The following is a 13,867-nucleotide window of genomic DNA, read 5'->3' as shown; positions in this document are numbered from 1 at the left end:
CACGCAGGTCGGCCCAGAGGGAGCCAAGAGGATGCGCATCCTGAGCAAGCTTTCCGTTGCGGTGGTGTCTGTCTTGTGGCTCGGCGGCTGTGGAGACCCCGGCCTGGAGCTGGGCGGGGATGACGTCGTCGGCCAGCTGGAGCAGGACTTCGGTGGGCCTGGTGGCCTGATGGCCTTCTTCGACAGCCACACCGAGGAGCAGATACGTGGGGCGCTGGCGCCGTACGGCGTCGGCTACGTGCGCCACGGGGACGTCACCGGGGCGGCCATCCGGGACTGTCCGAAGTACTTCCCGTCGAGTGACCGGAACCTCTGGCACGACTTCGATGGCGAGTATTACTTCCTGGACACCGCGGGCCGTCCGAGCCGGGCGTACAAGAACCTGCCGGCCATCGTCGCGGCGCCGCGCATCGACGCCTGTCAGACGAGCGTGGGGCAGTGGGGCGATGCGGAGAACCCCAGCAATGACTACGACGGGGGGCACCTCATCGGCTCGCAGCTGGGGGGCTGGGGTGGCCGGGCGAACCTGGTGCCGCAGGATGCCAACTTCAATCGCGGCAACTGGCTGCAGCTCGAGAACAAGATGGCCAAGTGCGGGAGCCTGCCGAGCGGCCGGCTGCGCTACACCATCGGCGCGAGCTATCCGAACACCACGGCGCTGATTCCCAACACCCTGACGATGGAGATCAGGAACCAGACGTCGGGCGCGAGCGTGGCGCTGTCCTTCTCCAACACGGATGGAGGGGGCTCGGGCGGCACGGCCTCGCGGACCCGGGGCGTGGACTGGCTGACCGGCCAGGGCTGCAACTGAGACAGGTCCGACAGCGCGCGCCCCGGCTCAGTCCGCGCCGTAGTTCCTGCGGAACGCATCCGCGAGCCACTGGGCGACGAGCGCCCGGTGGGGCGCGAGCTCCAGCTCCAGGGACTTCTCGCGCGCCTGCTCGTGCACCCGCGCCATCACTCCGTCGCAGTCCCGCTCCTCCACCAGTCGGCCTCCCTCGAAGAGGAGCTCCTGGGCGCGCTTGCGCCCCCAGGCGGGGTGGAGCCCTTCGTGGAAGGGCGCGCGTCGGCTGAAGCCGTCCACCAGCAACAGGCCCCCGGTGAAGGCCACGGGCGCGCGCAGGCGCGTGTAGACGACCCGCTCGTGCGGCTCGCTGGAATAGGTGGCGAGCTGCCCGGACAGCGCCGGGCCGTGGCCCTCCCGGACGGCCTGTTCCTCCTGGGCGGACAAGCCGATGCGCAGCTCCTCCAGCAGCAGCCGCTTGTCCGCGACGCGGTAGCGGCAGAGGAAGCCCCGCTGACAGGCCGTCGACATGGCCCAGGGCCTCAGCCCGTGGGCGGAGGGCTCGAACAGGTCCGTGCCCTGGATGCCCGCGAGCTCGAAGACGTGCTTGCGGTACTCGACGGTGTCGTGGAGCTGCGCGGTCATGGCGGTACCTTCGCTGACGGAGTCGGGCCGCAGCGTACCCCACCCGTCCGTCGCGGCCGCCGATGTCTGGGATATCGGCGCGCCTCGCCTCCGGCCCCCGGGCTCACCCCGGAGGCCAGCAAGGCTCACAGCTCGTTGAAGATCATCAGCCCGCGCGAGGACTCGGCGGTGTAGACGTAGCCGTCGCCCGGCAGGCGCACGCCGAAGAGCCCCTCGAAGATGCTGTCGGCCCGGCGCGGGTCCGCCTCCCGGAAGACGTGGTGGTGCGCCACCTCGCGCATCTGGGTGGGATTGGAGACGTCCACCACGCGCAGGCCCTCGTGGTACCAGGCGATGTACAGCAGGTTGCCGCGCAGGATGAGGTTGTGCATGGAGGTCACCCGCCGCAGCTTGTAGGTGCCGATCTTCGCGATGTTCGCGGGGTCGCTGACGTCGAGCGCGCGCACGTGGGAGGCGTTGAACTCGCCGCCCTCGAAGGCGATGGTCTTCCCGCCGAAGGTGCCCACCGCGTTGTGGTGCGAGAAGCCGTCCGGACGGGTGAAGCGGCCCAGCTCGCGGATGTCCTCCAGGTTGGAGAGGTCGTGGATGGCGTAGCCGTCGAAGGAGTCGCTCAGGTAGAGCCGCCCCTCGTAGACGAACGCGTCATGGGGGCCTCCCGGGATGACGGCGCGCAGCACCGGGTCGAAGGGGTCGGTCAGCTCGTAGATGAAGGTCCCGGAGATGGGGTCCATGGCGTAGAGGAAGTTGCCCTCGACCAGCACCGTGTGCGCGCCTCCTGAGCCACCGGTGGCCACGCTGCGCACGAAGAGCGGCTCGGCGGGCCGGGAGATGTCGTAGACGATGAAGCCCGAGGCGCTGCTCGCGATGTAGAGCGCGTCGCCCTTGGCCCACACGCTGTTCCAGAAGTTGTCCCCGGGCAGGCTGATGGCGGCGGTCTGCACGGGGCTTCGCGGGTTGCTCACGTCGAACACGGCGAGTCCTCCCTGCTCCTGCCGGAAGGAGGTGGAGACGACGTAGGCGTGGCCCTTGGCGACGTGGACGTCCACGGCGTGGCCCGTGGGGACCGCGCGCTCGGACAACAGCTCGAGCCCGCCCGAGGACTCGGGCTCGGCGTCCTGCAGCGCCACGCGGTGGGCCTCGAAGGTGCCGCCGAAGGAGAACCTGCCGCGGGAGCAATACGCGAAGCAGCCGGTGAGGATGTTGGGCGCCTTCGTCTCGCAGCCCGTCAGGTTGATGACGGTCTGGGTCCGGGCCTGCTGGCCCTGCAGGACGAAGCGGTCTCCCTCCATGTCGAGCTTGAGCAGGGGGTTGTCATACAGGGTGCTCGTCCCGCCATCCTCCTTCAGGTGGAAGCCGGTCCCGGCCGGGACGATGCGGGTGCCGCCGTCCGCCAGCAGTCGCTCACCCCGCAGCTCGGCCTGGTAGATGCCCGCCTGGGGGAGCGCGCCCAGCGTCGTCAGGTCACATGGCGACAAGTCGAAGAGGTCGGCGCGGTCCAACTCGTTGCAGATGGTGGCGGGGACGGTCCTCGGGTCGTACTTGCAGGTGGCCAGCAGGCCCTTGTCTTCGATGTCGCCCGTCTCCTCGAGCGGGACGTAGGTGCCATCCCAGACATAGGGGCCCGCGTCGCCGCCCGCGTCCGGCCCCGCGTCGGGGTCCTCGGAGGGACCCGCGTCGTGTCCCGAGTCGGAGCCCGAATCGAGGCCCGCGTCCTGGCCCGCGTCGGGCGGGGAGGGTGTGTCCTCGTCGCAACCCGCCAGCGATGCGAGACACAACGTCGAGAGAAGGAGCCCTAGGGTGCGATAGGTGCGTGTCACGGAAGGACCTCGGGATGGGGAGAACCGAGGAGTGTGCCCGTCCACGGGGTGGCTCAGGGCGCCGTTGTCCCAGGGCTCGGGAGTGTTTGCGCCACGAAGGGGACTCCGGCCGCAGGGCGCGCCAAGCCCGGGTTCGAGGCCACCCTGGCCGGCGACTTGCACAGCGGGCATTTCCCGCACGGACCCGCGAAGGTGCGTATCGGCCACGGGTTCAGCCGGCCCGTGATTCTCGCGAGTCCTTGGATGAGGCCGCGCCCGAAGTGGAATGAATCAAGGCGTGTCGCACTTCCCGTGTCGACACGATGTGTCTGGGATTGGCGGTCTGATACACCCCGGCCAAGGTCGTGAACATCCTTTGATGACTCGAGGCGCGCTCCTTGGGATGTGCTCCGGCGGGGCCTTGAGGCAGGATGCCGGCGTGGTCGTCCTGTCCGAGGTCTCCCGATGAAGCGTCTTCCCGTGGGTCTCCTGCTGTTCCCCGTCCTGGCCGTGCTGCTCACCGGGAGGGCCTGGGCGGAGGGGGTGGAGGTGCGCTCGCTCACGGTCATCCCCAAGCCGGAGGCGGAGAGTGTCTTCCCGGTGGGGGACCTCCAGATGGCGTTCGTCACGCACGAGAAGCCGGAGGTGGCCGCCAACATCAACGACGTTCTGTTCATCGGGCGGTTCAAGGCCCTGACGCCCACGAAGGTGGAGGCGCGGCTGCCGGCCGACGGGCTGGACCTGTCGGGGCTCTCCGAGCAGCGCTTCAGCGTGACGCGGAACGATGGGCGCCTGCTCACGATTCACTTCGACATCGAGGGCTGCGGGGCCTACTGCGAGACGTACAGCGTGGCCTATGGCTTCGATGTGCGGACGGGGCGTCAGTTGACTCCGCGGGAGTTGTTCACCCCCGCTGGCGTGCGCGCGCTGGTCCTGCGCATGAACAAGGAGAAGCTGCGGCTCTACCGGGAGCAGATTGCGAAGCATGAGCGGGAGCTGAAGGCGTCGAACAAGAAGGCGCCCGCGAGCGGCACGGTGGAGGACCTGGAGGAGCGCCTCGCGTTCAATCGCGAGTGCCTGGAGGGCGTCGAGGCGAACGCGGAGGAGGCGCGCACCCGGAGCACGTTCCATGAGCGCTGGGAGTTCACCGGGACGGAAGCGCGGATGACCGCGGAGCGTTGCAGCAACCACGCCTCACGTGCGCTCGACGACGTCGACAGCGTCACCCTGGCGCTGCCGTATGCCTCGCTGCGTCCCCATCTGACGGCCTACGGCAAGAGGGCGCTGTTGGGAGAGGGGCAGGGGGTGTCCGGCGACGTCTTCGGCCAGGTGCTGCGGGGGCGGATCGGCAAGCTGCCCATCGTCATGATGTTGGAGCGGCACAGGGACGACTCGGTCTCCGGCGTGTACTTCTACGAGAAGCACCGCAAGCCCATCGAGCTGGACGGCCGGGTGGAGGGCGGGAAGCTGGAGCTGCAGGAGCGGGATGCGGAGGGCAACCCGGCGGCGAGCCTGCGGTTGGAGGTGGGGAAGAACCTGCTGCGAGGTGAGTGGGTGGGCAAGCAGCCGCTGCGGATGGAGCTGCGTGCGCCCTCTGCTCAGGAGTGAAATGCAATGGAGCGGGGTGCGGTCCGTAACCGGGGGCGATGGATTCTCGCGCGGCGCCGCTCCACGTCGAACCCTGGGTCTCCACCATGACACGCAAGGCACGCTGGTTCCTCTTCGGCTTCCTCTGCGTGGCGGTGGGGCTGTACCCCGTCAGCTACTTCCTCGCGGGTTCGAGCTTCGGGATTCGCGGCTCGAAGGACGAGGCGTTGCTGATGGACGTCGTGTGGAACGCGGCCTTCTACATCCACATCGGGATGGGCGGGCTCGCGCTGGCGGTCGGCTGGACGCAGTTCGTCCCGAGGCTGCGGCTCAGGTCTCCGAGGACACACCGGGTCCTCGGGAAGGTCTACGTCGGGGCCGTCTTCCTGAGCGGGCTCGCGGGCGTGTACATCGGCTTCTTCGCCACGGGAGGCATTGTCGCCGCGGCGGGCTTCGTCAGCCTGGGCGTCATCTGGCTGGCGACGACGGCCGTTGCCTGGTGGCTCATCAGGAACCGGCGGGTCGAGGAGCACCGGCTCATGATGACCTACAGCTTCGCGGCCTGCTTCGCGGCGGTCACGCTGAGGTTGTGGATGCCCGTGCTGGTCCACGCGCTGGGCGATTTCGTCACGGCCTACCGAATCGTCGCGTGGCTCTGCTGGGTCCCCAACCTCGGCGTGGCCTACCTCATGTCACGCAGGCAGCCCGCGACGCGCGAACTCGTGGCTTCGTGACGCGTGGCTCGACCCGGGCGTGCTACTCCCGCAGCACGGTCAGCCCCTGGTCGGTCAGCGCATAGAGCATGGCCGGTGCCACGGTGGGGTCGTAGACGAGCTGGAGCACCTGTCGCCCGTTCACGGTCTCCACGCGCGTGAGCGTCGCCCCATCCTCCTCGATTCGCCACAGGCCCTGGTCCTGCGTGCCCACGTAGACGATGCCCCCATCCGTGGCCGCGAGCGCCGTCACGTTGGAGGAGGGCAGGGTGGTGATGCGCGTGTAGTTCGCGCTGGAGCGGTCCGTCTGCTCCATGCGCCACAGGCCGAAGTCGCGGCTGCCCACCCAGGTCGTCCCCGCCTTCGTGCGAGCGATGGCGCGCCAGTGGTCGAAGGCCTCCAGGCTGTTGAGCTGCGCGTTGTGCCCCTTGTAGCTCCAGGGCACCGGCCCCTCCCAGGTGAGCTCCCGGTCGAAGTCCGCGAGCACGCCGTTCGGCTGCAGGATGCCCACCAGCCAGTCATTGGCCACCAGCACCTCACCGCCAGGTCCGATGCCGAGCCCCCAGTTGAACCCCGCCTGGAGTGACTGGGACACGCTGCCGTCCGCGCGCGGCGTCTCGAGATACCAGGCCGCGTGCCGGTGGCTGTTGTACGTGAGGTCTCGAATCAACGTCACGCCGTGGTTGGTGCCGATGTAGACATCACCCCGGTCCCTGCCGCGCATCACCCGCTGGCAGGCGAGCACCGAGCGGTCCTCGTCGTAGTGGAAGTCGTTGGTGTTGCGGATGCCGAGCTGCTGCTGGCCACCCGACACACCCGCGCTGCGCCACAGGTGCTCCTCCAGCACCACCGTGCCGTCGGACTCCACGCGCACCGCGTCCAGGTCGCCCTTCTGGTACTCCGCGAAGCGCGCCTCGGTGTAGTGCGGCTCCTCAGGAGCGGGGATGTAGGCGTGGGGCTTGTCCGGTATCTCCGGCTGTAATTCGTACGTGTGGTAGCCCACGTAGGCACGCCCCGCCTCACCCCCGCAGATGACGGTGGAGCCGAGCGCCTTTTTATCCCGCCCGAAGCCTCCCGCCGCCTGTCCCACTCCGCGCGTCCATGTGGGCGCCGTGTCGCCGGGACGCAGCACGCCAATCTCGTCGCCCTTCAGCAGCCAGATGTTGTGGCCCTCGTCGACGCCGATGCTCCGCACCCCCGCGCCGATGCCGAACGCCGTCGCGTAGTCCTTCACCGCGTCCATCGGCCAGGGACCGGGGCCGTCGGGTGAGTCGAGGTCCGCTGATTCACCGCATGCGCCGAGGAACACCGCCATGCCCACTGCCGTTGCCCATCGCCATCCGCCGTGCATCCATCCTCCCGGACTTTCGCCGCCGTCGCCGGATACGCAGCAATGCGCATGCCCGAGGGGGATGGGAAAACTTCTTCCCAGGGTGGCGACTCCAGGTGCGTGCGCGGGCGGATGGCCCGCTGGCGCGAGCCACCCCCGAGGGGACGCGACATCCCATCGCGACCCCATGCTTCCGCTGGGTAATCAATGCGCGATGGCGGGTGAGACCGTGACCATGGCGGAGGTGGTCAGATCTCGTGCCACTCCATGCGCCAGAGCCCGCCTCGCGAGGCGCACACGTTGAGGGAGAAGGCGGTGCACTCGCCACACGCGAGATACCGGCGGTGCCGCGAGCCATCACAGCAATAGGCAGCGCAGATGGGCTTCCAACTGCACGCCTCGCCACCCTGGTAGGGGCAGGTCGCCTGAGCGTTCTCGTAAAGCGCGCTCTCCAGGTCCGGGTCCTCCTGGGAGAGCTCCTCCTGGGACATCTCCTCTTGGGAGACCCACTCGGAGGAGTCCACGTCCTCGGGGAGGGGGCCTCCACATGCGGCCATCAACACCAGTCCTGCCCACAGGGCAAGACGACGCAGTCCCATGACAGACATGGCTCTTCCTTTCAGGTGAGGGTGTGCTGCTTGCGCCCGCCACTGATGCAGGCATATCAAGAAAAGCATGGATTCAATGGGTTGGCAAGGGTGGGTGTGAGAGTGGTTGCCTGAGGCAATCAATCTGGGTGGCGTGTCGAGGCTGGGGTTGGTTGGTGTAAGTGGTTGCCGCAGGCAACCGTTTGGGCCGGGGCGGGGCAGGGGGCGTGGGCGCCTTGGGGGAAGGAAGCGTCGGTTCGGCGGGCTGTCACGGGCGAATGGGGTCGCGCGTCTCTTGGGGCGAACCCATCAGGAGACCATCCGATGCAGACACCTCGAAACGACACGTCACACCCGCGTCCCCGTTTGGACATCGCCCGGCTTGCCCCCGCGCCCTACCGCGCCTTCCTCGCCGTGGATGCGGCGCTCCGCGAGGGCCCGTTGGCTCCGAGCATCCGTGAGTTGGTGAAGATTCGCGCCTCACAGCACAACGGCTGCGTCCTGTGCGTGGACATGCATGTGCGTGAAGCGCGCCACCTGGGGGAATCCGACGAGCGCCTCCACCAGGTCGTCGTCTGGCGCGAGTCCTTGCTCTTCACCGACGCGGAGCGGGCCGCGCTCGCCTACACCGAGGCTGCGACCCGATTGGGTCCCGAGGGCGTACCGGACGCGGTGTGGGACGCGGCGCGGGCGGCGTTCGATGAAGCCTCACTCGCGGCGCTGGTCGCACAGGTGGCGCTCATCAACGCGCTCAACCGCATCGCCGTGCCCTTGCGCACACCACCCGGGGCCGTGACTCACGCGAGGTGAATGGCGTCGCGCTCCAGCCGCTGGAGCTTGTCGGGGTTGAGCACCCGGTAGATGGCGCGGATGTACTCGCCATCCACGTCGAGCATCGTGGCGTGGAAGAGCAGCCCGTCGCGGAAGGTGAGCGCGGCGGGCTGCCCGTTGAGCGACACGATGCGGTGCTCCATCGTGCCGCTCAGCTTCTGCCGCAGCCCGAGCAACATCCGGATGATGCGGTCGGCGCCGTCGATGCGCTTGCGCGCCGCGTACGCCTTGCCGCCTCCATCACTGGTGAACGTCACGCCTGGAGCGAGCATCGAGACCAGCGCCGCCTGGTCTCCCGTGCCGAGCGCGGAGAGGAAGCGCTGCAGGAGCTGCTCCTTCACCCCGGGTGGGGACGGGAAGCGCGGACGGCCCTCCCGCACCCGCTCGCGTGCCCGGTGGACCAGCTGCCGCACCGCCGGCTCGTTGCGCCCCAGCACCCGCGCCAGCGTCTCATACTCCTCGCCGAAGACCTCGCGCAGCAGGAAGGCCACGCGCTCCTCGGGTTTCAGCGACTCGAGCAACACCAGCAGCGCGACCGACAGGTCCGAGGCGCGCTCCGCGGTCTGTTCCGGAGTGGTCACCTCGGTCAGCACGGGTTCTGGAAGCCAGGGGCCGTCGTAGGCGGCGCGCTCGGTGGCGGCGCGGCGCAGCCGGTCGATCGCGAGCCGGCTCACCACCGTGACCAGCCACGCCTCCGCGCTCTGGATGTCCCGCGAGCCCTCCTGGTGCCAGCGCAGGAAGGCGTCCTGCACCACGTCCTCCGCGGGGGCCAGTTCACCGAGCATCCGGTAGGCGAGCCCCAGCAGCCGCGGGCGGTGGCGCTGCAGGTCTTCGACGGTCGGCGGGGGAGGGGGCGTGGTCATGGTCATCCTGGAGCGTAGGACGTACGAGCCTCCTAACCCGTGACAGGCCGCGCCGCACCGTGTGGGGGCCCGCCTCGCGCAGGAGCCGCGAGGCGGGCCGAGGTGGGCCGCTATTCCTGGGGGGAGTAGTGCTTCACCGGGCCGGCGAGCCACACGGTGGTGCCCTCCGTGCGCTCCAGCAGCTCCTCCGCCAGCTTGTTCCAGTCCTCGTAGGGGCCCACGGCCTCCAGGCTGGCGGGCATGAAGCCGAGGAACTTCTGGGGACCCACGGCGAGGACGGTGGCGGTCGGCACGCGATACGGCCCCTCGTCGGGGATGCCGAACAGGCCCCACGCCTTCCAGGTGCGGCTCAGCGCGTCGTAGCGCAGGGGCGCGCAGCTCGTCTCGGCGATGGTCTTGGCGTCCTCCTCGCTCTCCCCCGAGCAGACCTGGAGGCTGTCACCGAGCTTCACGCTCTCGAGCGGACAGGAGACCTGGAGGGAGTGCTTGCAGTGGCCGATGGGGCGGGGCGCGCCGTGCTCGTTCCAGTAGGCCTGGACGAAGGCCGCCGAGCCGTGCGGGTCTTCCCACGAGATGGACTCGCCCATGCCATCGAGGAACACCCAGGGGACGCGCGTGGCTTCCGCGACCGCGTCGGCCAGCTGCTCCTTCTTCGTGCCGAAGAGGGGCTCCGTGCGGAAGGGGATGAACGCCACGAAGCCCTCCGCTCCCAGGGCCGCGACGGTGCCCGCGCCGTCAATCGAGATGCCGCCCTTCGTCGAGCTCCCCGGGCGCCCCAGGACGCCGCCGTTGATACCGCCATCGGCGCCCGGAGAGTCCTTGGCGGCCTTCGCGCAGAGATTGATGCAGGTGTTCAAGGCGTCCCGATTGGCCCACTCCTGGCTCTCGTTGGAGCAGCCCTTCGCGGTGTCGAAGTTGGCGACGGTAGGGGGTGGGCAGTGACAGGGGGAGTAGACCGCGGTGTACTTGCAGCTCCGTTCCACCCACTCCGGTGGGCCGATGTGGCCTTGATATCCGACGCCGATGAGACCGCCGGGCGTGCGCGCCTGGGCGGGAGTGCTCCAGGTGACGACGCTCAGGGTCGCGAGGAACCCGAGCAATGAAAGCCTCGACGTGCAACGAATCAGGCCCGACTGCGAGGGGGACATGTGTGACCTCCGTCAATGAGTTGCACATGCAGCCTGACTGTCTCAGGAGGTGTTCACAATGGGTGTTGATTGACTTCTCGGCGAGTAGCGTCGCGTGTCACAGGCTGAGTAGCGTTCCGTGTCACAACGCTGCGGCGGGGACGTCGGCCCGATGACCGGCCGCTGGAATACCCCCCCGTTCGGCACCGCCGTGGAGCGGTCGAAGATGGCCTACCTGGACGGCGCGGCCATCGGGTGGGCGGACGAAACGCAGTCCGCGGCGTTCCCGGTGGTTGACGGTGTCGCGAAGCTCACGCGGAAAAACTTCACGTCGAATGGCACCCTCGCCATCGGAGAGCAGACCGAGGACCCGAACGTGGATGGCGCGATGCGCATCAAGTCGGTCGACCTGCTCTGTCCCCCAGGTCCCTGAGACGCCGCCTCTCCGCCACGCGGAATGGCCCCATCCATGACAACGTGAGCAGGCCTCTTGGGTCTCATGGCCTTGATGCTGTTGTTCGTGGGTGGGGGCGAACCTGTGACACATGGTGGTGGCGATGCGGCGGCCATCGCCTTTCGCCCGGGGCCGCCCATTACGACTCCAGATGCGCCTCACACAGGTTGATGAAGGCGCGGTCGATGGGCTTTCGCGGAGTGCGCGCGCGACATTTCCGCGGCCTGCGTTCTCCAGTGGTGACAGGGCCCACGAGGCTCCGCTCGGGCCGCATCCATTTCCAAGAATCCGTGGGTGCCCTGGGCGATTCAGTTCAACGTGTCGTGAAACAAAGACAGGGTTGGCGGATGCGAGACGGTGCGAACAGGTGGGCCGGCCGGCTGTCGGTGGCCTGGCTTGGATTGATTCTGGCGATGGCGTGCGGGCAGGCCCCTGCCGAGGCAGGAGCCCAGGCGCCTTTGGGCGTCGCGCGGCAGGGCTTGCAGGTCCATGCCCGTCTCTCAGCCGGGGACAACCACACCTTGGCGGTGCATGCGAGCGGCGGCGTCTGGGCCTGGGGTGACAACTCCAATGGCCAGTTGGGAGACGGCACCACGGTGGACCGCCACACGCCGGTGCGCGTGCCGGGGCTGAGCGGCATGGTGTCGGTGTCGGCGGGCTACGCGCACTCGTTGGCGGTGCTCTCGGATGGCACCGTCTGGGCGTGGGGCAGCGGCTACGACGGCCAGCTGGGGAATGGGTCCATGAACGACAGCCGCAGCCCGGTGAAGGTGTCGGGGTTGACGGGCGTGGTGTCGGTGTCGGCGAGCCGCCTGCACTCGCTGGCGCTGCGCTCCGATGAGACGGTGTGGGCCTGGGGCAGTGGTGATGGCGGCCGACTGGGAGATGGCTTCACCGTCCGGCGTGTCACGCCGGTGCAGGTGGTGGGGCTGAACGGCGGGTAGTCCGGCCCCAGCGCTTCAGATGGATGGCGGCGGGCCTTCCTGGAAGAGGGACCTCCGCGATTGTTTCCGGGGACGTGGGCGCGAGGCGCCGGGTGTCAGCGGATGCCGCGCTCGCGCAGGAGGGCCTCGCTGGTGGCGTCCCGGCCGCGGAACGCGCGGTAGCTCTCGAACGGGTCCACGGTGTTGCCCACGGAGAACACGTGCTGCCGCAGCCGCGCCGCCACCTTGGGGTCGTGCAGCCGCCGCGCCTGTCTGAAGGCCGCGAACGCGTCGGCGGCCAGCACGTCCGCCCAGAGGTACATGTAGTAGCCGGCGGCGTACGAGTCGCCCTCGAAGACATGCGTGAAGTGCGGCATCCGGAAGCGCATGCCGACCTCCGCCGGGGCCCCGAGCTGCCGGAGCGTGTCGCGCTCGAACGCGTCCGGGTCCAGGGGCTGTTCCTTCGCCAGGTGCAGCTTCATCTCCACCAGCGCGGAGGTGAGGAAGTCCACCAGGTAGAATCCCTGATTGAACGTGGCGGCCTTCTGGATTTTCGCCAGCAGGGCCGGCGGCATCGGCTTGCCTGTCTCGTGGTGTACCGCGAAGCGTCCCAGCACCTCGGGCGTCGCCACCCAGCGCTCCAGCAATTTGCCCGAAAACTCCCCGTAGTCGCGCACCACGCGGCCGCCGCTCAGCGAGGGATGGGACACGTTGGAGTTCAGCACGTGCAGCGCGTGGCCGAACTCGTGGAAGAGCGTCTGGGCGTCGCGCCAGCCGACCAGGGCCGCCTCGCCAGGCCCTGGCTTCACGAAGGGCAGGTTGTTCGTCACGATGGGGGTGACTTCTCCCCGGAACCGCTCCTGGACACGGTACGGGTCCGTCTGTCCGCCGTTGTACTTGCCCTGGCGTGCATAGGGGTCGAAGTACAGGAGCCCCACGTGACGCCCGCTGGCGCGCTCCTTCACCTCGAAGACTCGCACGTCGGGGTGGTAGACGGGCACGTGGGCCGCGGGCGCGAAGGTGTAGCCGAACAGCTCGCCGGCCACCCAGAACATGCCCTCCCGCAGCTTCTCCAACTGGAGGTAGGGCTTCACCTCGGTGTCGTCGAAGTCGTACTTCGCCTTGCGCACCTTCTCCGCGAAGTAGCGGTAGTCCCACGGAGCCAGGTCCTCCGTCACGCCGGAGCGCCGCGCCAGCGCTCGCATCGCGGTGACGTCCGCGCGCACCTGCGCGACGGATGGAGCCCACGTGTCCATCAGCAGCTTCATGGCGCGCTCGGGTGTGGCCACCATGGTCCCCTCGAGCTGCCGGTGCGCGTAGGTCGGGAAGCCCAGCAGCCGGGCCTGCTCGGCGCGCAGGGTGAGGATTTCGCGGACGATGGCGTTGTTGTCGTGCGCGTCGCCGTGGTCACCCCGGCTGTCGTAGTTGCGCCACACCTTCTCCCTCAGCGCCCTGTCGTCCAGGTACGTGAGGAAGTCCGCCACGGCCGAGCGGGTATTGGACACCACCCACCGGCCCTTCAGGCCGCGTGCCGCGGCTTCGGTGGCCCCGGCCTTGCGCAGGGACTCCGGCAGTCCCGCGAGGAGCGCCTCGTCGTCGATGACCACCGCGTTCGCCTCGTCGGCGAGCACGTTTTGACGGAAGGAGGTGTAGAGGGCGGCGAAGCGCTGGTTGAGTTCGGCGATGCGCTTGCGGCCTGGAGCATCGAGCTTCGCGCCGGAGCGGGCGAAGTCCCGGTAGTAGTATTGGACGAGGCGCCGCTGCTCGGGCGTCAGCCGCGCCATCTCGGGCGAGTCGTGGACGGCCTGGACGCGCTGGAAGAGGGCGAGGTCTTGCGACTGCTCGTCCCAGAAGGCCGCCAGTCTGGGCGCCAGGGTGCGCTCGACCTGCTGGAAGTCGGGCGTGTTCATCACCTTGGACCAGGCGCTGTAGACCTCGTAGACGCGGGTGAACGTCCGCCCCGCGTCCTCCAGCGCGGCGATGGTGTTCTCGAAGGTCGGCGCCTCCTTCGTGCGGAGGATGGCGGCGAGCTCGCGCCGGTTCTCCTCCATCGCGACCTCGAACGCCGGCTCGAACTGCTCGACCTTCACCCGGTCGAAGGGGGGCACTCCGCCATGGGGGCCCGTCCAGGGCTCCAGCAACGGGTTGGCGGGAGTGGCGGCGGAGGCCAGGCCCGCCACGAGGAAGGCGAGCACACCGATTCTGTTCTTGGGCATGAAGGCAGAAT

13 protein-coding genes are annotated in these 13,867 nt (G+C 68.9%); 6 read left to right on the top strand and 7 right to left on the bottom strand.

From position 1 onward, the window contains the following. Positions 1 to 31 precede the first annotated feature (31 nt). Positions 32 to 811, top strand: coding sequence for a DNA/RNA non-specific endonuclease (locus AC6JA9_RS30590; RefSeq protein ID WP_223745433.1), 780 nt, complete (start codon positions 32 to 34; stop codon positions 809 to 811). 27 nt (positions 812 to 838) lie between these two features. On the opposite strand, the gene AC6JA9_RS30585 is transcribed toward AC6JA9_RS30590, so the two are convergent. Beyond that, a complete protein-coding gene (locus AC6JA9_RS30585; RefSeq protein ID WP_497958246.1) occupies positions 839 to 1,429 on the bottom strand; it encodes a hypothetical protein in 591 nt (196 codons plus the stop codon). 125 nt (positions 1,430 to 1,554) lie between these two features. Beyond that, positions 1,555 to 3,246, bottom strand: a complete 1,692-nt coding sequence (locus AC6JA9_RS30580; RefSeq protein WP_483578410.1) for an LVIVD repeat-containing protein — start codon at positions 3,244 to 3,246, stop codon at positions 1,555 to 1,557. A gap of 444 nt (positions 3,247 to 3,690) precedes the next feature. On the opposite strand from AC6JA9_RS30580, the gene AC6JA9_RS30575 reads away from it, so the two are divergent. Together AC6JA9_RS30575 and AC6JA9_RS30570 are read left to right on the top strand one after the other, a co-directional pair. After that, entirely contained in the window at positions 3,691 to 4,833 is a 1,143-nt protein-coding gene (locus AC6JA9_RS30575; protein ID WP_483578409.1) for a hypothetical protein, read from the top strand. An 86-nt stretch (positions 4,834 to 4,919) separates the two neighbouring features. Further along, complete coding sequence (locus AC6JA9_RS30570) at positions 4,920 to 5,546, top strand: DUF2306 domain-containing protein (protein WP_497958245.1); 627 nt, start codon at positions 4,920 to 4,922, stop codon at positions 5,544 to 5,546. A 22-nt stretch (positions 5,547 to 5,568) separates the two neighbouring features. On the opposite strand, the gene AC6JA9_RS30565 is transcribed toward AC6JA9_RS30570, so the two are convergent. Together AC6JA9_RS30565 and AC6JA9_RS30560 are read right to left on the bottom strand one after the other, a co-directional pair. Then, positions 5,569 to 6,399 (bottom strand): hypothetical protein, encoded by an 831-nt coding sequence (locus AC6JA9_RS30565; RefSeq protein ID WP_483578408.1) that lies wholly within the window; start codon positions 6,397 to 6,399, stop codon positions 5,569 to 5,571. Positions 6,400 to 7,103: 704 nt separating this feature from the next. After that, positions 7,104 to 7,463 carry a hypothetical protein gene (locus AC6JA9_RS30560; RefSeq protein ID WP_223781985.1) on the bottom strand — a complete coding sequence of 120 codons (360 nt, stop codon included), beginning with the start codon at positions 7,461 to 7,463 and terminating at the stop codon, positions 7,104 to 7,106. A 303-nt stretch (positions 7,464 to 7,766) separates the two neighbouring features. Here AC6JA9_RS30560 and AC6JA9_RS30555 point away from each other — a divergent pair, with 303 nt between their 5' ends. Further along, entirely contained in the window at positions 7,767 to 8,252 is a 486-nt protein-coding gene (locus tag AC6JA9_RS30555; protein ID WP_223781986.1) for a carboxymuconolactone decarboxylase family protein, read from the top strand. Here AC6JA9_RS30555 and sigJ read toward each other — a convergent pair. Beyond that, entirely contained in the window at positions 8,240 to 9,136 is an 897-nt protein-coding gene (gene sigJ, locus AC6JA9_RS30550) for an RNA polymerase sigma factor SigJ (RefSeq protein WP_223781987.1), read from the bottom strand. The two genes, AC6JA9_RS30555 and sigJ, sit on opposite strands and share 13 nt — an antisense overlap. Before the next feature lie 110 nt (positions 9,137 to 9,246). After that, the gene (locus AC6JA9_RS30545) at positions 9,247 to 10,284 is read right to left on the bottom strand and encodes a hypothetical protein (RefSeq protein WP_483578407.1); all 1,038 of its coding nucleotides are present in this window, start codon (positions 10,282 to 10,284) and stop codon (positions 9,247 to 9,249) included. Between the two features lie 151 nt (positions 10,285 to 10,435). Here AC6JA9_RS30545 and AC6JA9_RS30540 point away from each other — a divergent pair, with 151 nt between their 5' ends. Both AC6JA9_RS30540 and AC6JA9_RS30535 read left to right on the top strand, forming a co-directional pair. After that, positions 10,436 to 10,696 (top strand): hypothetical protein, encoded by a 261-nt coding sequence (locus tag AC6JA9_RS30540; protein WP_497958244.1) that lies wholly within the window; start codon positions 10,436 to 10,438, stop codon positions 10,694 to 10,696. A gap of 191 nt (positions 10,697 to 10,887) precedes the next feature. Continuing rightward, a complete protein-coding gene (locus AC6JA9_RS30535; RefSeq protein ID WP_497958243.1) occupies positions 10,888 to 11,661 on the top strand; it encodes an RCC1 domain-containing protein in 774 nt (257 codons plus the stop codon). A gap of 95 nt (positions 11,662 to 11,756) precedes the next feature. Here the strand turns inward: AC6JA9_RS30535 and AC6JA9_RS30530 are convergent, their stop codons facing one another. Beyond that, positions 11,757 to 13,856: a M3 family metallopeptidase gene (locus AC6JA9_RS30530; protein WP_497958242.1), complete on the bottom strand. Its 2,100-nt coding sequence runs from the start codon at positions 13,854 to 13,856 to the stop codon at positions 11,757 to 11,759. Positions 13,857 to 13,867: the final 11 nt, after the last annotated feature.

Source organism: Myxococcus sp. MH1, assembly GCF_059738865.1.
This window is presented reverse-complemented; position numbering and strand designations above follow the sequence as displayed.

What these genes read in the sequence shown, in the direction of transcription:
- AC6JA9_RS30555 (WP_223781986.1), top strand. Translation starts at nt 7,767, where the DNA reads ATGCAGACACCTCGAAACGACACGTCACACCCGCGTCCCCGTTTGGAC.
- AC6JA9_RS30545 (WP_483578407.1), bottom strand. Translation starts at nt 10,284, where the DNA reads ATGTCCCCCTCGCAGTCGGGCCTGATTCGTTGCACGTCGAGGCTTTCA.
- AC6JA9_RS30585 (WP_497958246.1), bottom strand. Translation starts at nt 1,429, where the DNA reads ATGACCGCGCAGCTCCACGACACCGTCGAGTACCGCAAGCACGTCTTC.
- AC6JA9_RS30530 (WP_497958242.1), bottom strand. Translation starts at nt 13,856, where the DNA reads ATGCCCAAGAACAGAATCGGTGTGCTCGCCTTCCTCGTGGCGGGCCTG.
- AC6JA9_RS30535 (WP_497958243.1), top strand. Translation starts at nt 10,888, where the DNA reads ATGAAGGCGCGGTCGATGGGCTTTCGCGGAGTGCGCGCGCGACATTTC.
- AC6JA9_RS30540 (WP_497958244.1), top strand. Translation starts at nt 10,436, where the DNA reads ATGACCGGCCGCTGGAATACCCCCCCGTTCGGCACCGCCGTGGAGCGG.
- AC6JA9_RS30590 (WP_223745433.1), top strand. Translation starts at nt 32, where the DNA reads ATGCGCATCCTGAGCAAGCTTTCCGTTGCGGTGGTGTCTGTCTTGTGG.
- AC6JA9_RS30575 (WP_483578409.1), top strand. Translation starts at nt 3,691, where the DNA reads ATGAAGCGTCTTCCCGTGGGTCTCCTGCTGTTCCCCGTCCTGGCCGTG.
- AC6JA9_RS30560 (WP_223781985.1), bottom strand. Translation starts at nt 7,463, where the DNA reads ATGTCTGTCATGGGACTGCGTCGTCTTGCCCTGTGGGCAGGACTGGTG.
- sigJ (WP_223781987.1), bottom strand. Translation starts at nt 9,136, where the DNA reads ATGACCACGCCCCCTCCCCCGCCGACCGTCGAAGACCTGCAGCGCCAC.
- AC6JA9_RS30570 (WP_497958245.1), top strand. Translation starts at nt 4,920, where the DNA reads ATGACACGCAAGGCACGCTGGTTCCTCTTCGGCTTCCTCTGCGTGGCG.